Genomic DNA, 19,825 nt, shown 5'->3' with positions numbered 1-19,825 from the left:
ATCGTTTAGAATGTTTCTATCACCTATCAAGAGTGTTTGTATGAGCCAGACAATATCTGATAAAGTACGCTGGACTACCGCCGATTTAGAACTATTGCCCGATAACGGCGATCGTTACGAAATTATTGATGGGGAGCTCTTTATGACTAGAGCACCGCATTGGGGGCATCAACAGACTTGTGGCAGATTTTTTTCTTGCCTTGATACTTGGTCGATGTCTAGTGGTTTGGGACGAGCCGCCATCAATCCAGGCCTTATTTTCAGTGATGCTGATAATGTCATACCTGATGTAGTTTGGGCGAGCAATGAACGCTTAGCTATCTTGCTAGACGAAGCAGGCCATTTAACTGCCGCACCCGAGTTAATTGTTGAAGTATTGTCCCCCGGTGCAGACAATCAGAGACGCGATCGAGATTTAAAACTCAGACTCTATTCAGTGCGAGGAGTGCAGGAATACTGGGTTGTGAATTGGCAATTGCAGCAAATAGAAGTTTATCGCAGGGAACAAGTAAGTTTAAGGCTCATGGCTACGCTGTTGAGCAATGATGCACTAACTTCGCCTTTGTTGCCCGGTTTTAGTTGTTCTATCGCTCAAATTTTTGCCTAAATTATGAAATCATCCTTTTACAATTTAATTGCTACTCTAGTAATCTTTACTATCTTTGGTAATATATCCCCTGTCTGTGCTAAATCCTCCGCAATATTAATAGCTCAAAAAACGATTGTTCAAAATCCTGCTGAAGATTTATTCAATAGTGCTTTAGCCAAATCAGAGGCAGGAGACATTCAAGGGGCGATCGCCGATTACACCGAAGCCATCCGCCTCAACCCCAACTATGCCAAAGCCTACAACAAACGCGGCATCATCCGCGGCCGCAATCTCAAAGACTATCCAGCAGCTAAAGCAGATTTCGATCGCGCAATTGAAATCAACCCCAACTACGGCGACGCTTACTACAATCGCGCCCGAGTCCGCGAGTTCTTAGAAGACAAACCGGGGGCGATCGCCGATTATCAGAAAGCAGCCGAACTCTATCAAAAAGATGGCAACACCAACGATTATCAAGATGCCATCAAGCACATTGAAATGCTGCAAGAATAAATGGCTTTTGAAAACATAGTATAATATCCTGCGCTCGGCGTTAATCCGCATTCATCTGCGGCTAAACACTCCAAATTAACTATTCAAAAAATGCCCGAAACTTCCACTGTCACCGTCACCGTACCCGCCACAACCGCCAACCTGGGCCCCGGATTCGACTGCATAGGCGCCGCTTTAAGCCTCTACAACCGCTTCCAATTCTCCCGACTCGAACCCTCAGCAACCGAGAAACTAAAAATTACCGTTACGGGTCAAGAAGCCACCAAAGTCAAGACAGACGACAGCAATCTCGCTTATCAAGCTTTTCTCAAGTTATACGATCGCCTCAACCAATCGCCGCCCTCTGTAGCGATACATATAGATATGCAAGTGCCGCTGGCTAGAGGTTTGGGGAGTTCCGCCACAGCTATTGTCGGTGGGTTAGTCGGTGCAAATGAGTTAGCCGGTGCGCCTTTGAGTCAAGTGGAAGTGATGCAATTGGCGATCGAACTTGAAGGACATCCAGACAACGTTGTCCCCGCTTTATTGGGAGGTTGTCGCCTCGCTGCTAGCAATGCACCCCCCCTTAGCAAGGGGGGGCAAGGAGGGGGTTCCTGGGAGATTTGCGATATTCCCTGGCATCCGAATATTGTGCCCGTGGTAGCCATCCCCGATTTTGAACTGTCTACAGCCGAAGCCCGCAAAGTTTTGCCAGCAGATTACAGTAAAGCTGACGCGATTTTTAATGCTGCACACCTCGGTTTGCTAGTGCGCGCTTTGGAAAGTGGCAATGAAAACTGGCTGCGCTGCGCCCTCCAAGACAAAATTCACCAGCCTTACCGGCAATCTCTGATTAAGGGATATGAAGGGGTGCAACAAGCTGCCCTGAATGCAGGGGCCTATGAAATGGTAATTAGCGGTGCCGGGCCAACGCTTTTAGCTTTAACGGATGTGGCTAACGCTGTTGCGGTTGAGAAAGCGATGGCGGCTGCTTGGATGGAATTTGGGGTAAAGGCTGAGGTGCGTGCGATCGGCCTCGATACTCAAGGCGCGCAAGTCTCCCTTTAGTTATTCCAATCCTACACACACAACATCTACATAACCGTGTTTTGTAGGGGCAATCTCCCGTGGTTGCCCCTCTCGATGGAATTATTCATATTTCTATTCTCTTCCTCTCTCCTTCAAATCTCTTGAATATCAACTCAAGTCTCTTTTCGATAACTTCTGCCATTCCCTCTACAAAATTTTACCTTAAAAAAGTGCAGTCATTGTAGGGGCGGATTGACCATAATCTCAGGCTAAAACAAACAATCTCAAAAACCCGCCCCACCAACGGTAAATAGTATTAATTAGCTGTGACGCAGGGGAATTTCTATGTAAATTTTAGTACCTTTACCGGGTTCCGAAAAACACCTTAACTCTCCTTTGTGCTGCTCTACAATTATCTGATAGCTGAGAGCAAGTCCAGAGTATATGGGTGGTTCCGCAGGTTGGGCTACCAAAAATGGTTCAGAAAGTTGCGCTGTGATATCTTTGCTAATTGCCATGTCGTTATCAGCAATCTCAATAGAAATTCGATCAGCATCGACTACCTGAGTGCTAATCAAAATTACAGGCTTAAATTTGAGTGATTCCAACTCTGCCAACTCTTGAGCAGACTCTTCCAAAACATCGATCGCGTGATTGATGATATTCAGAAAAGCTTGATTGAGCAGACCTGCGTAACACTCAATCTGTGGCAAATTGCCGAATTCTTTCATCACTTTGATGTCTCGCCTTCCCTCGCGAGCCGGCAAGCGGTGCTGCAACAACAACAGAGTATTTTCTAAACCGTCGGAAACATCGAATAACTGCCAGCCCGATCGATCGCTGCGGGAAAAATCCTGTAGCGACAAGATTATTTGGCGGATGCGATCGCTCCCGGTACGCATGGAACTCACAATTTTTAATAAATCGTCGAGTACGAATTCGACATCCATATCTTGTTGTTTTTGCTGAATTTCAGCTCCGGGTTCGACTAGCTCTTGTTGATACAATCGCAGCAGTTCAATTAAATCGGCAGCGTAACTTTGGACGTGAGTTAGATTGCTGTAAATAAAAGTAATTGGGTTGTTAATTTCGTGGGCTATCCCTGATACCAATTCGCCCAAACTAGACATTTTTTCAGTTTGCAGCATTCGATCGCGCGACAGTTGCAATTCTTGCTGGGTGAGAGCCAACTGCGCCCTCAACTCGCGCGATTGCTTAGAAGCGCGCACCCGCGCCAACAATTCCTGCTTAACTATGGGTTTAAACAGAAAATCGTCAAAGGGCGCATCCAATTCTTGAATTTCATCAAATTGCTCGGCTGTTGTCAGCAGAATAAAATAGGCGGCCGCCAATTCTCGATCGGCCTTCAGCAGCCGGCACACCTCCAAAAAGTTGATTTGAGGCGAAGTCCCGTCGCAAATTATCGCATCGGGGGACACTTCCCTCGCCAAGTCTAAACCCTCTTTGTCGTCGGAAACGACTCTCACCTGATGTCCCTCTTGGCCGAGTAACTCTTGCACCACTTGAAAAGTCACAGTATCCGCGACGATCGCCAGAATCTTTGCCATACTTCTATAATCTCCACAAATTACTTTTTAGGATACAACCGCCAGAATTGCGCTGACAGATTTAAAATTCCCAAATAGTTCAATTACATCAAAAAACAACCGATGCCCGCTCCCTCAAAACCGAAAATAGCTCATACCATTTTAGATTTTATATCTAAGAGTAAAAAATTGGGAATGACTTACTGTATAATAATAGTTGGGAGCTTGCCTACAGTTGCATATTTTTTGGGGACTGGTATCACTAGAAGGTATAATTTTAGACTGTAATGCAAAAATGCAAATTTTATCCTTCGTAATTAATGTACATCAGAGCTTTCTGCCGAAAGACTGCTGAGGGCGATCGCAGATACTTTCTCAAGTTGCGCCAGGAAACAATAAAAAACTTTAAAATCAATTAATAGTCTCGTTAAATTCACCTTCTCGGTCAGCGCCTGAGAATGCCAATTACCAACACCACCTCAACTTTGATTCAAGCCGAAACACTAGAACTATTAGAATGGCCGCGCCTGTGTCAGCACTTGGCTACCTTCGCGGCCACCAAACTCGGCGTCGCCGCCGCCCTCGACCTCCCAATCCCGGCAACTCAAGCTCAAACAGCAGAACTACTAGCCCAAACTCAGGAAGCTTATCAGTTAGAGAGCCGCGCTGGCGGTGCTTTGAGTTTTGAAGGAATCCAAGACATCGGCACTTCGCTGCAGCGAGCCGAACTGCAAGGTTTGCTCAGCGGCGAAGAATTGCTGGCAATTGCTACTACCCTCGCCGGAGCAAGGCAATTGCGCCGGATAATTGACTCTCAGGCAGATGTGCCGACGCTCCAAGAGCTTGCATCCCAATTGCGGACTTATCCCGAACTAGAGCAAGAAATCCATCGCTGTATAGACGATCGCGCTCAAGTAGCAGACAGAGCCACTCCTAAATTAGCAGGAATTAGAGTTCAAATGCGACAGTTGCGCGATCGCATTTATCAAATATTGCAGGGGATTTTGCAGCGCCAATCCAACGCCGTACAAGAACAGCTAATTACCCAAAGAAGCGGACGCTTTGTCATTCCAGTCAAAGCTCCCCAAAAAGATGCCATACCGGGCATCGTTCACGACTCCTCGGCTAGCGGCGCGACACTTTACGTAGAACCCCACAGCACAGTCAATCTTAACAACCAAATGCGGCAGTTGCTCAGGCAAGAACAAGCCGAAGAAGAAGCAGTCCGCCGCGCCCTCACCGAGCAAGTCGCAGCAGTAAAACCCGATTTAGACAGATTGGTGGTGGTAGTTACAACTTTAGATTTAGCGGTCGCTAAAGCGCGTTATAGTTTTTGGTTGCAAGCAAATCCGCCGAAATTTATCGAATTGGGAGAGCCAGAATTAGCACCAAAAAATCCCGAAACAGAAGATGAGGAAAAAGAGGAAAAAGAAGATGAGGAAAACTCAGAACACAGTCAATTATTAATTCGCAACCTGCGATCGCAAATTACCCTCCGCCAGTTGCGCCATCCTTTATTAGTTTGGCAGCAACAGCACGAGCAAGGCTTTCCAGTGGTGCCGGTCGATTTAACGATCGCGCCGCACATCCGCGTCGTCGCCATCACCGGCCCCAACACTGGCGGCAAAACTGTCACCCTCAAAACCTTGGGCTTGGCAGCTTTAATGGCGAAAGCCGGAATGTTTGTTGCCGCCCGCGAACCCGTAGAATTGCCTTGGTTCGACAATATTTTGGCCGATATTGGTGACGAACAATCTTTGCAGCAAAGTTTGTCTACTTTCTCCGGCCATATCCGCCGCATCAGCCGCATTTTAGAAGTTTTACACAATAAATCGCAGGCTGAAGGGGAAGAAAATTCAAACCTTCCAATTACTAATTCCCAACAGCAAGACCACGAAGTCACAGATACACAAAACGCTGTTTCTACTCTCCCAATTCTCAAACCTAAATTACAAATTCCCCAACCCCAAAGCCCAATTACCAATTCCGAATTACCAATCCCCAAATCTTTAGTTTTGTTAGACGAAGTAGGAGCGGGGACAGACCCCTCAGAAGGCAGTGCATTGGCGATCGCCCTTTTGAAATACCTCGCCCAACATTCCCTATTAACAGTTGCAACTACTCACTTTGGCGAACTCAAAGCCCTCAAATATCAAGACTCCCGCTTTGAAAATGCCTCAGTAGAATTTGACGACAATTCCATGCAGCCAACCTATCGCTTGCTGTGGGGAATTCCCGGACGTTCCAACGCCCTCACCATTGCCCAAAGACTCGGTTTGCTAGCATCCATAGTCGAAGAAGCTCAAACCTATGTCGGGGGAGCCTCTCAAGATGTTAATCAAGTGATTGCTGGACTCGAAGCACAGCGCCGGAAACAGGAAACAAAGGCCAGAGAAGCAACTCAACTGCTACACCAAACCGAAAAACTGCACAGAGAAGTTTCTCAAAAAGCAGCCGCTTTGCAAGAGCGGGAGCGAGAACTAAAAATAGCTCAGGAAGTGGCAGTAAATGAGGCGATAGGGTCGGCAAAATCAGAAATTGCTCAAATCATTCGTCGCTTGCAGTCGGGCAACCAGACGGCTCAAAATGCCCAACAAGCTACAGAAACCTTAAATCAAATTTCTGAAAAACACCTGCCCTCTCGCCAACAACCGGCTAAACCCAAACCGAGTTTTATGCCGAAAGTGGGCGATCGCATCCGCATTCCCAGCTTGGGCCAAACCGCCGAAGTCCTCAGCGGCCCCGACGCTAACGAAGAGTTGAGCGTTCGGTTTGGGATTATGAAAATGACTGTCAAACTGGGAGAAATTGAATCCCTAGACGGTCAAAAACCGGAAACTAAAGCTCAATTAGCCAAGGTTGCAGCCCAAGCACAAGCACTCGCTACCGCTAAAGCTAAGCAAGCAGCGTCGGAACCTGCAAAACCCAATCCCGAAATCGCCATTCGCACTGCTAATAATTCGATCGACCTGCGGGGTGCGAGAGTCTCTGACGCAGAAATCGAAATAGACAGAGCTCTTTCCAAAGCCGTGGAATACGGAGTTCTGTGGATAATTCACGGCAAAGGTACGGGACAGTTGCGGCGCGGCGTTCACGAGTTCCTCGCGAATCACCCGCAGGTTTCCCGCTTTGAACTCGCCAGTCAAAAAGAAGGAGGTGCAGGTGTGACGGTGGTTTATTTGAAATAATCAAAATTTACGCATTTCCGGTTGACTCGTAATTATATATTTGTATGCAGCCAAACAAGTCGCAACGAACATATCATACTGATGCAACCGGAATGGATTATACTGCAAATGTGGCATAATTAAGAGTTGATTTACCACTTTAGTAACTGCCTGACTAATGACGTAATGCTCTCTATTGCTAAAACCGAAGGTGGTTTATCTCACCCCGAAGCCGTCGGGTTCTTCGACAAAATGAAGCAAGAAAAGCGCTTCACGAGCGATGTTTGGGGCGTACAGTTGAACTTCAAACAAGCTATTAAACAAGTGCAAAAAGATAACTACTCCCAAGCCGAAGGGTGGCTGATTCGGGTGCAGCAGCCAGATGACCGTGAAGCACCTGTCAAGGAATTCGTGCAACCGTTAACAGTTTAAAGTGAAGGATCTCACCAGTTAATTAAGAGTAGCGAAAAGATGACCCAGAATCCTATCAATCAGCTTAGCGAAACTATCCCCCAAACACTAAATGGTTATGATCCTAATGTGTTTCCAGCTTTTCATCAAATGCTCACTACTCACTTTCCAGGGGCATTACCCATGAGCAAGTACATGAGAAAGACGTTCCAAAGCTTGAGTACCTACGGTTTTTGTGATGAAAATACGATGGGAATGATAGCAATTTGTCGAGATGAAATCGCCGAACCCCTATTCGCCGAAGTAATTCGATACTGGGGGAAAACCTTTAATTGTTGCAGCTTAGCTGGATTTGTGATGATGGGCAAAACTGGGTTAGCTTCTGCGACAGACCATACCCCTATAGTTGATGGCATCCGTCGTTTTACCTTTTATGCCATGCCCCACATCGCTATTTCTAGACATGGCGATATTGGCATGGTTTATCGAGATGGTATTCAAAAAGCTTCCCATGCCTGTGGAGCATTAGAAGCGATTGTTGAAGAGTTGGCAGCGGGGCACCTAAAGCTAGAAATGGATATGCAGGATATTGAACAAACAATTATTCGGCAAAAAATTCTTTCAACCATTACCTATGGAGATAAACCCGATTTAATAGAAATTACAAAATTGGCATCTCGAATTATTTCTGAGGATGTCGAACATCTTTTAGATACCCTGGATCGATCTATTTTTACCTATGCCGTTATGACCGGCATTCAAATTCACGGTCCCCTGGGCACCCAGTGGATTTATCCGCAAGATTTTTATGTTGTTAACAGCGATATTCCGGGAGGGAAAAGAACACTTCAAGCTGTTCGATAATCTCCACTAAAAGGAAGATTCAAGGATGTCAGCAGCAGTTAAAAAGGCAGCACAGCCGCTGATCATCTCAGGGGAAGTTGCCCCTTTGATTGATGCTAATTTATGGGCGGGTAAATTATCCATTACTACTACCGCTCCTTCCCATAATTGAGGACATAAAAAATGCTGAATAAATATAGCAAATGCCTGTCCATCCATTGAATCATTCATTGTCATCAATGCCAACACTTTATTCATACTAATTGCGCCAATAGCTGTGACTTTGGCACCCCGATAGAATGCTTTTTTTTGTATACTCTTGTCCCGTGCTGGGAGCGGGCATAAGTTCTACTCAAACGAGCGTAGAATACCAGTTTCATCCAAAAATACTGGAGGGGTGACAAAGAGGCCTAAGAGATAGACCGCATCATCGTACTGAGGCAACTGGAATGGGTACTATACTGCAAATGTGGCATAATTAAGAGTTGATTTACCACTTTAGTAACTGCCTGACTAATGAAAAAAACTCCCTCAAATGAAGTTTTGGTTGGCGACTGTCGTGAAGTGATGAAGACATTGCCAGAAAATTATATTTCTGTGTGTATCACTGACCCACCTTATAATTATGAATTTATTGGTCATAAATGGGATGACTCAGAAATTCAAAGGCGTATTGAAAGAGTCAATGGCAAGGGAAATAAAACCCTTGTTAAAAACATTCCCTATGGCAGTGGTTTAGCAGGTGGAGTCAGAAACGAAAAATGGTATCAAAGGAATCGGAACAACACTCTGGATTATGAAAAGTGGTGCTTTGAGTGGGGTGAGCAGCTTTTTCGTATCTGCAAACCGGGTGCGACAGTTTTAGTTTTCAATAGCACACGGACTGTTGCTCACGTACAAGTTGCACTGGAAAGTGCTGGTTTCTATGCGAGAGATATTCTTGTTTATAAAAGATCGAGTGGTATCCCTAAAGGTGTCAATATCAAACAACAGTTAGAGAAGAAAGGATATGAAAATCCTGAACAATGGGATGGTTGGCACAGTTGTCTGAGGAACGAATGGGAAGCAATCTGCGTACTTCAAAAACCACTGGTAAATAATTACTTGGAAACTCTACAGGAGTATGGTACTGGTCTATTTTATACTAAAGATCAGTTCGGTGGTTTTCAGTCAAATATTTTAGAAGGTATACAGCGTGAGAAAACCGAGGAGTTTAACGTCCATTGCACAGTTAAACCAATCGCTCTCATGAGAAAGCTGGTCGAAATATTTGTACCGCGTTTGGAAAATTCTATTCTAATCGATCCTTTCGCAGGATCGGGAACCACATTGCTGGCGGCGCAAGAATTTGGCATTAGGTATATTGGCATTGAAATAGTACCTGACTATATAGAGATTATCAACAAGCGCCTTGATAGTTTCAGCGGTATACAGGGAATTCTCCCACTTTTTCAATAAGAAATGACTTTAAATCAAACCCGCTTATTGTTTTTATGAACTCAAACGAATCCTCCCCAGTGTAAACTTTCCAAGTCCCTACTTGGCACGCTGTAATAGCTGCGGGCCAATTATCTTGTCTAAGAATTAAAAATACGGGTTCGTAATTATAAGTACGAAGTAGTGGGCCATAAGATTTGAACTTTTTCAGTGTTCCAGAATCTCCGGAGCCAATACGATATTTTGTATCTATTGCGTACCCATCAACAATCACATCGCACGGCTCATCGCTTCCCACTTTAAATGCTGGCTGAAAACTACTGCAATATGCTTTGCACGTTTCAGTTGGGGAGTCAGAAGGAGTTGACATATATCCTATATCTGCGGTATTGTTAGACTACATTCATTATTGTACCGTAATTGCGATACGATTATAAGATAGTGTTCAATTTTTTGACAACTATTTTACATTTTTTATTCATGATGCTAAAATAGAGATGTTTGTTACTTCATGGGGTGGTGCAGCAAGGTTAGCACGCTTCGGTTTTCCGAAGAGACGTGGGTTCAATTCCCATCCCCCCCACTTACATTCATTATATTTTACGATCGTCGTTATAAAGTGAATACGATTACTCGTGATACAATTTTTTCGCTTGAAACAGAGAATGTCAGTAAAGGTTTTTATGGGCATCGTAAGCAACTTTTGCGTGTTCTTAACACTGCCCTTTTAAAAGGCGAACAACCAGTTCTAATTACTTTAACTTTTTCCTACGTATTGCTGTTTGCAGCATGGTCTGAAGCTCAGTTCATGCAAGTAATACATACACCCGATACTTTATCAGATTCGCAGGTAAATAGTATAAAGGACGCTAAGAATCGACTGGGTATGGGTGAGGGATGGAAAGCTTTAATCAAATGTGCTTTTGCAAAAGTTCCTGGAGATGATGTACAGGTTCGAGAAAAAGAAGCTCGTCTAATTAAGGTTATTGAAGAATGTATAATTCCCAATTCCTTACTGAGGAATAAGATTGCTCATGGTCAATGGTCTGTTGCGCTAAATAGAGAACACACTGCACAGAATGCTGATCTAACAAACCAATTAAACGAATTAGATTATGTAAAGATCGACTTGTTGTTTCAAATTCAACAAGTTATTGGATTTATTGTGCGAGATTTGTTGCAGTCTCCTGATCGTGGTCATTTTCGATTTTTCTGGCAGCATGATACAAAGTTGCAGGAATTGTTAAGTAAAAGAAGTTCTTGGAATATCGATTCAAAACTAGCTACTCTCCGAAATCGCAAGAAAAATGTTTCATGTGTAAAGAATGGTACGTAGAAATCTCTCTGATAATAAGCTCCAGGTTAACAATGCGCTCGCACCAGGCCGCCCAATTATAGTGGTTTTGAGCGGAGCCAGTCTGCGGCTGGTGAAGCGCGACGTTATACTGCTCAATCCTAAGTAGGCACTAGAGTGTGGGTACAGTAGAATATTTTGACAAAAAGAACGAAATATATATTATGTAGGGCGAAGCATGAGGGCGACAGTAGATCGCGGCGATCGCCAACCATTTTTTGTCCTTATGCAACGCCGGGCTAAGGTCTAAATCAACATACATACTATGCCGCTTGTGTCAACTCCCAATACCGAACCGACGCCCTAGCTTGCGTCCCCAATATTGCTTATTTTCTTTTTTTATTATGGGAGAGATACCAAACACATCCCTTAAAATATCGTGTTCTTCATTCTCTTCTGCATAAACTTTTTCGATAAATGAATTTTGGTATCTTGCTAAAATTTGCTCTAGTTTTCTTTCAGTCATCATCACTTACCAGTTCAGCTAGACTAACGGATAATGCTTTGGCTATTTTGCTGGCATTAAGCAGTGTTATATTCCTTTCACCTCGTTCCACTGAGCCAATATAGGTGCGATGTAATTCAGATAGTTCTGCAAGCCGATCTTGGGAAAGATTTCTGAGCTTTCTGAAATGTCTAACTTTTTTACCAAATTGCTCCGTAATATCCATAGATCGCGCCAGATGAAGCAATGACAAATATAATCTGACAGACTATAAGTAGCGACAGACTATAAGTAGCATTCGAGAGCGCTAGGATCTTGGCATTGATATAAGTCCCAATAGTTTCAAAGCACTGATTTGATTTCGGTCACTGTGTGGCGTAGGATGGTTAGGGGTGAAAATCTATGGGTTTTGCGGATTGCGCTTGATCGAACTTGAAGCCGCAACTTTTCACCCGCAACTCCGTCCAGCAGATAGGATTGCCGGAATCAAAGCAACGAGCTATGGAGAAAAATTAACAGATGTGCTGTTGCCCACAGGCCGCAAAGCTTTAATCACTGCATACTGTTTGATATCCTGCCTCAACCTGTCTTAAATTTCCCGTGCTGAAGCCATGCGCTCGACCGTAAAGTCCTCCGCTCCCACAAACGAAACGGGCCCATCTCCCAACTGGGAAGAATTGACCCAAAAAGCACCAGAACCTACCCAGTTGGACAACATTAAAGCCCAACTGGATTTGGTGCTGTTAGCCCTAGAAGCACTGGCAGAAATTGGCTCAGAGGCGATGCTCAAGGTAGCAGCCGAACTGAATTTAGAGCCAATGGTAGCCGATCGGGTAGCTTTGTGGCGGCTGCGCCAATCTAACCCGCTGCGGAAAGGCCACGGAGGCCGCAAAAAACTTGATGTGGAGGAAGCTCGATCGCTCGTTTTGATAAGCTGTCATTTGGCAAAACAGCACCAAGCTTTAATCCGCCGGGCTGTTGCTTTGCTCGAACAAATGGCAGAGCAAAACCGCGAACCTCACACCATCGCTTTGCTGGGAGATTATATTGACAGGTTCAGCAACACTTATGGCTCGCGCATGGAAGATGCAGAAAATTTATCGGCGCGAGAACTAACTGATTTAGCCCTCAAACTCCTGATCGATTTGCTGTTTTACAGCAGTCCCGGCGGCCACCGCCGCCTCTGGCTGGCTCTTCTAGACCGTGCTAAAAATTAAACAACAGTCAACGGTCAACAGTCAACGGTCAACAGTCAACAGTCAACAGACTTTCTGCTATGGTTCTCAAACGGTACACGCCCCCCACTTGCACGCTGCAAATTACAGCCAAAAGTTCGCCTCTATCTCGCTGGGCGGGCCAACCGGTGTTTAAATCTTTAAGTTTCGAGCTGCGACTCGACGACCCCAGGCTGCCAGATACCGAACACGTTACTCTCAGGGGCGATCGAATTCAACTCGAAACCCTCCACGAAGCTGTTAGCACCTACGTCCAAAACTTCCTCGGCGAATCCCGCGATTGGGAAAGCAACCTTAACTCTCAAACCGCTCGTACCGCAGCAGGGCCAGACTCGCCACAAGCCGCGCCTAACGCCGTCCTATTCGATCGAGCCGTCAACACTTCCGAACTAGCAACTTCCAACCCCTACTCTATCCCAACCCCCGCCCCGAACCCTTCCTACCTTCCGGTTCCCCCCCGCTTAGAACCCCGCGGCTTGCTTGCCCACAACTTGTTTTTAGGCTCTTTGAGCGCCGCAGAATCCGGGCCAGTAGTTCCCTTGAGCACCCTGCAACTGTTTGACTTGGCCACAGCACTAGATGACTGCGCCGCCGAAGTGATGGCGCTTCCCAACCTCAACCGCGAACCCCGACGGCCGCTGTCCTCACCCTGGCTTAAGGTGGCAGCAATGATGGTCGCCAGCGCGGGTCTGACGACAGGAATTATCAAAATGCTCGATCGATCCGCCACCTCCCCGCAAACCGCCACAGCCCCCGCTCCCGCCCCCGCTCCAGGAAACCCCCAGCTAGCTGCAGGCGTCTCCCCCAGTCCAGTTCCCGCCCTACCAACACCTCCCGCACCAAAACCCTCAGCCACACCCGGTTTACCGCCCCTGCCGCCCCCACCCATCAACACCGCCACCTCCCCCAGCCCCAGCTTACCTCCCATCGCCCTCGCCCCAAATACCCCCAGCAACAGACCCAGCCCCATCCAGCAGCCACCCCTGCTATTTCCCCCCAACGGCAGCGCAGCCAGCGCCCCACAGAGCGCCCCAGCTTTCCCTCAAGGGCAAACAATCACAATTCCCGCCCCCGAAGAACCGCCCATTTCCGCCCCCCAAGCACCCGCACCAGTACCCTACGTGCTGCCCCCCCTACCGCCGAGACTAGCTCCCGCCGTACCGCCCCCCCTGCCGCCCTCCCTGTCTGCTTCCCGATTTCCCGTTCCCCCGCCGCAACCCTCCCCCCGCCCCATCGAGCCGATTGTCCCCCCAGCCAGTACCCAACTCCCACCTCTTGAGGATGCTCAACCCCCAGCCGAACCCGAGGACAACAACCAGGCCGCGGCGAGTCAAAAAAACCGCACTTTATTTGATACAATTCCTCAAGTTTCAGAAGCTAGAACTTACTTTGAGGAACGCTGGAAGCCTCCAGAAGGAATGGAACAAACTTTGGAATACAGCGTGCTGATCGATGAAAATGGGTCAGTTCAAAATATTGTGCCGATGGGAAAAGCAGCAGCAGATTATATCGAGCAAATTAATATGCCATTAGCCGGCGAGCCGTTTGTTTCTGCCGTTTCTAATGGCAAAAACCCGAAAATTCGAGTTGTTTTGCGACCGAACGGTCGAGTACAAACCTTTTTGGAAGAGAGTGATTAAACGCTCTCAAACACATTGTCGAGATGGGAAATCCCGGTTAATTGCTAATCTTAAACAAGTTCAAAAAAAATTAATTTTTAACGGCGGCCACAGCAGCCAGCGTATTGACATTTGCTCCGCTTTGTGCTGCAAATATTTCTTTACCCGTGCGCGCAAAGCCACCAGTAAAAAAAGTGGCTGACACTCGTCAACAGGTTCGCATTGTGCACTCTAGAAACTTCCTTCTTCTTTCTTCCTTTTTCCTTCTTCCTTTTTCCTTCTTCCTTCTTCCTTCTATATCATCAATGCCCTTTTTTTCTATCCCAAACTTCTCCAATCCAATAAAAAACTGCAATCCCCCCAAAACTAAATAAAAAATCTTCAATACTAGCACTGCGATTGGGTAAAATCCCTTGCAGCATTTCTTCCGCAGCAGTGAACATGGTAAAAATTGCGGGTCCGAAAGGAATTGAAAAATTCAACAAATTGATATTTTTTTTGCCAGTTGCTCTATGGCACAGAAAAGATGCTATTCCGTACAAAATAAAGTGGCCGATTTTGTCATAAGGCGGATGAGCTAGAGGAAAGTTGACTAATTTCCCCGTACCTGCTAAAAGCATGATACTGAGAAGAATTAAAACGTACACAAAACAAGCAACAATCCAGAAATTTTTTGATAAGTTCATCTTTTTTTGCCGATAGCAACTAGAGACAAATCAATTCCGCGCAGCGCAAAAATAAAAACACATCTCGTTAATTACGCATTGTCTTTATAGGCGTCTGCCTACCCGTAGCAGCCGCTAAAATTTAATTGGTTTTCACTGTCAAAACTTGTGGCGGCGACGAATCGGGCGGATAAATAAAATCCACTTCTACAAGTCGCTTTTCTCCTGATTTCATCTCTAATTTTACCAAAGGTTCCCCCTGCTGTCCGCGCCGCTGCACTAAATGCACGTACCGAGTTTGAGGCACTTTATTGTCATCAGTATAGCGCACTCTGACCGTTCCCCTAAAAAAAGTTTGAGGTGCCGGAGGTTCTAAAAAACTAAGTCCTCCTGAAGTTAATTTGTCTGTCTTAATTGGAGTTTGAATGGCGACAGTTACAGTTTGGTTGTTGGTGGTAGAATTGTACAGCGGCAAGCTGAGACTGTATTGAATTCCGTAATTGCCGTGGGCGCGGTATGCTGTATCTGGGTAGCGGACTAACATCCTCGCACTTTGCACTTGATTTGTTCCCAGCATTCCGCGCGGGAGGCTGCTTAATGGGTAGGAATATGCTGTTCCGGGTTGGGGAATTGCTAGGTTTGATGTTTCCCGGTTGTCTGAGAGAAGTGCTCGCCATTCTGAACCTAATGCTACACCGGCAACTCGGCCGTAAATTAGTTGACCTTCGGTGATTTCTGGCGGTGTGGGAACTCGATCGCGCGGCCCGGCTATATTACCATTGTCTAATAAGTTTTGCCATTCTGCTAAGTTGGGCGATCGCTCGTTTCCCTGTCCGTTTTCCTCTGGGTCAAGTCGGGCAAACATCGCCAGACTGGCAACATAGACTATACCATCGCTGCGTAACCGCATCAAGGTCGATCGACCGTTTAGGGGCGGTACCAATCCCCGCACCGGTATCGGATGATTCATCAACAGTTCGCTTTTTCCCGGTGGAATAATTAACCCCGGCCCAAACTCTGACTGTCTCCTTCCTCTGAGAATATCATTCACAGCGCGACTTCCCGGCCCCGCGTAAATATTACTGTTTGAATTATCGACTTGTGGCGGCAATTCAATAAAAGGTGCATCGGGTTGACTGAGATAACTCGCAGCTTGCAATATATCTAATGTTACAGGTTTATTGCCCGGATTATAAACAATTACTCCTTGATACAATGTTCGCAAATCTTCCGGGGAAGGTGCGCGGGCTATGTGGTGGGCAAATATGTCGAAACGTCCTTGAAACGGAAAGTTTAAATGTGCAGCCGGAAATCTTTTACCATCCGGGGGAAATGTCGAAAGCAAAATTCCTTCTTGCAGCACTACTTCTGGACTGTTGCTGTTAAATACTGGTATGTTGTCTAACTGTCCGGGGAGAGGTCGCACTTCTTGAATCTGAAGTATTTCTTGAGGTGCGGGAGGGGTTTGGGCTAAGGGGATAATTGATAGAACTGGCAGCATTTTTTGATGTTTTGCACTTGGTAGATGAGATTTTTTTGTTAACCGCAGAGGGCGCAGATTGGGCAGAGAAAGAGAGAGAAGAGAAGAGGAGGTAAATCTTCGCGTCAGGGCGGATTTTTTACGGAGATTTGGCGCACTCGTCCATAGCAGATATGGTGATTTTTACCTAGCCCACTGTTGTAATATGTAATTGTAAAATTTGGCGGTGTCTACTTGATCCATTGCTTGAATTTTTCGCCCTCCCGTTTTAACTTTTGTGCGTCCTTGACTGATGCCTTCGGTAATAATTTCTGTTTCCCATTCTCGCAGTTGGTAAAATTCGGGATGCGCTAAATAAGCGGTTGCCAAAATGTCCCAAAAATAGTAATCTTGAGATATTGCTAGGGCATAACACTGTCCTGCTAAGTCGGAAATTGGATATTTGCGCTGTTTTGCTAAGAGATTGGAAAATTCAACAGTCAGCGGTACATTATTAGTGATATCTAAAGGACACATGACAACGGGAATTTTGGTTTGCCAAATTCTCTCGATTGCTATCGGGTCCCAGTAAGCATTCCATTCCGCCGACATATCTTGTCCGGGTTCCATATCTTTGCTAACATTGCCCATAACATTTAGCGCGCCTCCCATCCAGACAATTTCTTGAATTTTGCTTTCAATTTCTGGGGCGATATCTAAAGCTTGCGCTACTGTTGTTAACGGCCCCGTTACCATTAATGTGACTGGTGCGGCGGCATCCCGCAAAACTCGCACCATAAAGTTTTGTCCGGGTTCTGATATTAACGGCGTGTCAATGGTTCCTTTTTCATTTAGAATGGGAAGTCGATCGACTGCAAAGGAATCTCGTCGAAATAACACCGGAAATGGGTTGAGTCCCCGCACCGTACTCGCCGCCACCGGAACTTCTGAACGCCCCATCAAATCGAGGATTTTGCGCGTTGCACTCACAGCCGGTTGAATGTAGCAGTCCGCAGGAGTTACAATTACTCCCAGAGTTTCGACTTCCTCCATTGTCATTAGCAACACGACTGAGAGATAGTCGTCAACTGCACCGTCGTGATCCATGAGTACGAGTTTTTTTGACATTTTGCTTCCCCAGTGACTGAAGTAGTGTAAAGTACAAATATTAATTTTTTTGTGCGAGAAACACAACTGCCTCAACTATATGAATAAAGTATCACCTTACGGCTCTTGGAAATCGCCTATTTCTTCCGATTTAATTGTTTCTGGAACTGTCGGACTCGGACAAATTGCTATTGACGGCGATGATATTTATTGGGTTGAGGGAAGACCTTCGGAAGCAGGAAGAAGCGTCCTCGTGCGGCGCACTCCTGACGGTACAATTAGCGACGTGACACCGCATCCTTTTAATGTTCGCACTCGCGTTAACGAATACGGCGGCGCTGCTTTTGCAGTTGCTGGCGGTGTTGTCTATTTTTCTCATTTTGCCGACCAACGTATTTATACTCAAAGATTAAATTCTCAACCAGAACCTCTGACACCTACTGCTAATTCTCGCTATGCAGATGCGATAGTTGACAAGCAAAGAAATCGCCTGATTTGCGTGCGCGAAGACCATGCAGGTGAGGGCGAACCTGTCAATACTATTGTTAGCATTAATTTAGATAACGGCGCAGATATTCAAATTTTAACTCAGGGCAATGATTTTTATGCTTCCCCTCGTTTGAGTCCAGACGGTTCTCTACTTTCCTGGATTTGTTGGAACCATCCAAATATGCCGTGGGATGGCACAGAATTGTGGGTGGCAGAAATTAATGCTAACGGTTCTTTAGGGGAAAAATACTTAGTTGCTGGCGGGGTTGATGAGTCGATTTTTCAACCTGAATGGTCGCCCGATGGAGTTTTGTATTTTGTTTCTGACAAGTCTAACTGGTGGAATTTCTACCGCTGGCAATCTAGAACCCCCCTCAATCCCTCCTTGTTAAGGGGGGAAGCAGAGATAGAAACCAGCTTGTGCGAAATGGCGGCTGAATTCGGACTTCCTCAGTGGGTTTTTGGAATGTCTACTTATGCCATTGTCTCGGCAAGCAAAATTATTTGCACCTACACTCAGCAAGGCAAGTGGCATTTAGCGAGTCTCGATTTAACGACTAAGCAGTTGACAACAATTGAGACGCCTTACACTGATATTTCGTCTGTCACAGGGCAGGGAGAAACTGTTGTTTTTTTGGCAGGTTCGCCGACTGAATCTACTGCTATTGTACAACTAAATCTAGCAACAAATAAACTCGAAATCTTGCGCCAATCGAGCAAGTTAAGCATCAATACGGGTTATCTTTCTGTACCGGAACCAATTGAATTCCCCACGGAAAACAATTTGACTGCTTTCGGTTTCTTCTATCCTCCGAAAAATCAAGATTTCGCAGGGCCTGCGGGTGAAAAACCGCCGCTTGTTGTCAAAAGTCACGGCGGCCCCACTGCTGCTACTTCTAGCAGCATGAATTTGAAAATTCAATATTGGACGAGTCGCGGTTTTGCCGTGCTCGATGTTAATTACGGCGGCAGCACTGGTTACGGCCGAGAATACAGAAAAAGACTGCAAGATAGTTGGGGAATTGTCGATGTTGACGACTGCGCTAACGGTGCTAAATATTTAGCTCTAAAAGGTTTAGTTGATGGCGAAAGAATGGCGATAGCCGGAGGCAGCGCAGGGGGGTACACTACTCTGTGCGCTCTTACTTTCCGCGATGTGTTTAAAGCGGGTGCGAGCTATTATGGAGTTAGCGATTTGGAAGCTTTGGCCACGGATACTCACAAGTTTGAAGCGCGGTATCTGGATGGATTGATCGGGCCTTATCCTGAAAGAAAAGATTTGTATGTGGCTCGTTCGCCCATTCATTCCGCCGAACGTTTATCTTGTCCGGTTATCTTTTTTCAAGGATTAGAAGATAAAGTGGTTCCTCCCAATCAAGCAGAAATGATGGTAGAGATATTGAAAGCTAAAGGTTTGCCGGTTGCTTATGTTGCTTATGAAGGGGAACACCACGGTTTTCGCCGCGCTGAAAATATCAAAAGAACTCTTGACGGCGAATTCTATTTCTATTCCCGGGTGTTTAAGTTTGAGTTGGCTGAACCTGTGGAGGAAGTGGTGATTTTCAATCTTTAGAAAACATCAAGTTTGCAGTTGCTCGGTCTTCCCTAAAACGCACCTGCAAGCTTTATCATAATTTGCCAATTTTAAATGTGATTTACTTCACAAATTTTGCTGTTTATTGTCACACGTTTAAAGGCAATACAGCTATAAATTTTGGCTCTTCCTTACTTACCGCTGCTCATTTTTTAGGAAAATGCCAAAAAAGTAATGCCCGTATTTCAAAATTTATCAAATTTCTAACTCCCAAACCACACCTTTTTAATAGCTGTAATTTAGTATTAATTCCCTCTACTATCCCATTATAGCAATCCTAAATCATTATCATGAGTACGGTACAATTATATGCAATACTTGATTATGACAAAAAAAATGAATA

Annotated in this window: 20 protein-coding genes and 1 tRNA gene; 13 read left to right on the top strand and 8 right to left on the bottom strand. The window is 45.6% G+C overall.

Features of this window, described 5'->3' with window-relative positions; translation table 11 throughout:
* Window positions 1–40: 40 nt before the first annotated feature.
* From QUA42_RS05645 to thrB, 3 genes are all read left to right on the top strand, one after another.
* Window positions 41–607: a Uma2 family endonuclease gene (locus QUA42_RS05645; protein ID WP_333135858.1), complete on the top strand. Its 567-nt coding sequence runs from the start codon at window positions 41–43 to the stop codon at window positions 605–607.
* 3 nt (window positions 608–610) lie between these two features.
* Entirely contained in the window at window positions 611–1,102 is a 492-nt protein-coding gene (locus QUA42_RS05640; RefSeq protein ID WP_333135856.1) for a tetratricopeptide repeat protein, read from the top strand.
* A 90-nt stretch (window positions 1,103–1,192) separates the two neighbouring features.
* Window positions 1,193–2,149 carry a homoserine kinase gene (gene thrB / locus QUA42_RS05635; RefSeq protein ID WP_333135855.1) on the top strand — a complete coding sequence of 319 codons (957 nt, stop codon included), beginning with the start codon at window positions 1,193–1,195 and terminating at the stop codon, window positions 2,147–2,149.
* A gap of 281 nt (window positions 2,150–2,430) precedes the next feature.
* On the opposite strand, the gene QUA42_RS05630 is transcribed toward thrB, so the two are convergent.
* Window positions 2,431–3,678, bottom strand: a complete 1,248-nt coding sequence (locus QUA42_RS05630) for a response regulator (protein ID WP_333135853.1) — start codon at window positions 3,676–3,678, stop codon at window positions 2,431–2,433.
* A gap of 464 nt (window positions 3,679–4,142) precedes the next feature.
* On the opposite strand from QUA42_RS05630, the gene QUA42_RS05625 reads away from it, so the two are divergent.
* From QUA42_RS05625 to QUA42_RS05615, 3 genes are all read left to right on the top strand, one after another.
* On the top strand, window positions 4,143–6,845 hold the full coding sequence (locus QUA42_RS05625) for an endonuclease MutS2 (RefSeq protein WP_333136119.1): 2,703 nt from the start codon (window positions 4,143–4,145) through the stop codon (window positions 6,843–6,845).
* 165 nt (window positions 6,846–7,010) lie between these two features.
* Window positions 7,011–7,256, top strand: coding sequence for a hypothetical protein (locus tag QUA42_RS05620; protein ID WP_333135851.1), 246 nt, complete (start codon window positions 7,011–7,013; stop codon window positions 7,254–7,256).
* Window positions 7,257–7,295: 39 nt separating this feature from the next.
* Window positions 7,296–8,099, top strand: a complete 804-nt coding sequence (locus QUA42_RS05615) for a hypothetical protein (RefSeq protein WP_015176537.1) — start codon at window positions 7,296–7,298, stop codon at window positions 8,097–8,099.
* 6 nt (window positions 8,100–8,105) lie between these two features.
* On the opposite strand, the gene QUA42_RS05610 is transcribed toward QUA42_RS05615, so the two are convergent.
* The gene (locus QUA42_RS05610) at window positions 8,106–8,393 is read right to left on the bottom strand and encodes a transposase (RefSeq protein WP_333136117.1); all 288 of its coding nucleotides are present in this window, start codon (window positions 8,391–8,393) and stop codon (window positions 8,106–8,108) included.
* Window positions 8,394–8,594: 201 nt separating this feature from the next.
* Here QUA42_RS05610 and QUA42_RS05605 point away from each other — a divergent pair, with 201 nt between their 5' ends.
* From QUA42_RS05605 to QUA42_RS05595, 3 genes are all read left to right on the top strand, one after another.
* Entirely contained in the window at window positions 8,595–9,536 is a 942-nt protein-coding gene (locus tag QUA42_RS05605) for a site-specific DNA-methyltransferase (RefSeq protein WP_333135848.1), read from the top strand.
* A gap of 492 nt (window positions 9,537–10,028) precedes the next feature.
* Window positions 10,029–10,098: transfer RNA gene (locus QUA42_RS05600), tRNA-OTHER, on the top strand.
* 36 nt (window positions 10,099–10,134) lie between these two features.
* Window positions 10,135–10,851, top strand: a complete 717-nt coding sequence (locus QUA42_RS05595) for a hypothetical protein (protein ID WP_333135846.1) — start codon at window positions 10,135–10,137, stop codon at window positions 10,849–10,851.
* Window positions 10,852–11,146: 295 nt separating this feature from the next.
* Here QUA42_RS05595 and QUA42_RS05590 read toward each other — a convergent pair whose 3' ends face one another.
* On the bottom strand, window positions 11,147–11,338 hold the full coding sequence (locus QUA42_RS05590) for a hypothetical protein (protein ID WP_333135844.1): 192 nt from the start codon (window positions 11,336–11,338) through the stop codon (window positions 11,147–11,149).
* On the bottom strand, window positions 11,328–11,540 hold the full coding sequence (locus QUA42_RS05585) for a helix-turn-helix transcriptional regulator (protein WP_333135842.1): 213 nt from the start codon (window positions 11,538–11,540) through the stop codon (window positions 11,328–11,330). The genes QUA42_RS05590 and QUA42_RS05585 overlap by 11 nt, the downstream gene beginning before the upstream one ends.
* Before the next feature lie 166 nt (window positions 11,541–11,706).
* On the opposite strand from QUA42_RS05585, the gene QUA42_RS05580 reads away from it, so the two are divergent.
* The 3 genes from QUA42_RS05580 to QUA42_RS05570 are packed head-to-tail and all read left to right on the top strand — an operon-like array spanning window position 11,707 to window position 14,189.
* On the top strand, window positions 11,707–11,907 hold the full coding sequence (locus QUA42_RS05580; protein ID WP_333135840.1) for a hypothetical protein: 201 nt from the start codon (window positions 11,707–11,709) through the stop codon (window positions 11,905–11,907).
* 18 nt (window positions 11,908–11,925) lie between these two features.
* Complete coding sequence (locus QUA42_RS05575; RefSeq protein WP_333044296.1) at window positions 11,926–12,531, top strand: DUF3038 domain-containing protein; 606 nt, start codon at window positions 11,926–11,928, stop codon at window positions 12,529–12,531.
* 59 nt (window positions 12,532–12,590) lie between these two features.
* Window positions 12,591–14,189 carry a DUF4335 domain-containing protein gene (locus tag QUA42_RS05570; protein ID WP_333135838.1) on the top strand — a complete coding sequence of 533 codons (1,599 nt, stop codon included), beginning with the start codon at window positions 12,591–12,593 and terminating at the stop codon, window positions 14,187–14,189.
* A 281-nt stretch (window positions 14,190–14,470) separates the two neighbouring features.
* Here QUA42_RS05570 and QUA42_RS05565 read toward each other — a convergent pair whose 3' ends face one another.
* The 3 genes from QUA42_RS05565 to QUA42_RS05555 form a co-directional block, all read right to left on the bottom strand.
* Entirely contained in the window at window positions 14,471–14,854 is a 384-nt protein-coding gene (locus tag QUA42_RS05565; RefSeq protein ID WP_333135836.1) for a VanZ family protein, read from the bottom strand.
* A 121-nt stretch (window positions 14,855–14,975) separates the two neighbouring features.
* The gene (locus QUA42_RS05560; protein ID WP_333135834.1) at window positions 14,976–16,334 is read right to left on the bottom strand and encodes a DUF3370 domain-containing protein; all 1,359 of its coding nucleotides are present in this window, start codon (window positions 16,332–16,334) and stop codon (window positions 14,976–14,978) included.
* 162 nt (window positions 16,335–16,496) lie between these two features.
* A complete protein-coding gene (locus tag QUA42_RS05555; protein ID WP_333135832.1) occupies window positions 16,497–17,420 on the bottom strand; it encodes a nucleoside hydrolase in 924 nt (307 codons plus the stop codon).
* A 79-nt stretch (window positions 17,421–17,499) separates the two neighbouring features.
* Between QUA42_RS05555 and QUA42_RS05550 the strand changes: the two genes are divergently transcribed.
* The gene (locus QUA42_RS05550; protein ID WP_333135830.1) at window positions 17,500–19,461 is read left to right on the top strand and encodes a S9 family peptidase; all 1,962 of its coding nucleotides are present in this window, start codon (window positions 17,500–17,502) and stop codon (window positions 19,459–19,461) included.
* Between the two features lie 166 nt (window positions 19,462–19,627).
* Here the strand turns inward: QUA42_RS05550 and QUA42_RS05545 are convergent, their stop codons facing one another.
* Complete coding sequence (locus QUA42_RS05545; protein ID WP_445301293.1) at window positions 19,628–19,744, bottom strand: transposase; 117 nt, start codon at window positions 19,742–19,744, stop codon at window positions 19,628–19,630.
* Window positions 19,745–19,825 lie beyond the last annotated feature (81 nt).

This window comes from Microcoleus sp. Pol11C2 (assembly GCF_036701505.1).
Taxonomy (GTDB): Bacteria; Cyanobacteriota; Cyanobacteriia; order Cyanobacteriales; family Microcoleaceae; genus Microcoleus.
Note: the sequence above shows the minus strand (reverse complement) of the source record. Positions and strands in the feature narration are given on the sequence as shown.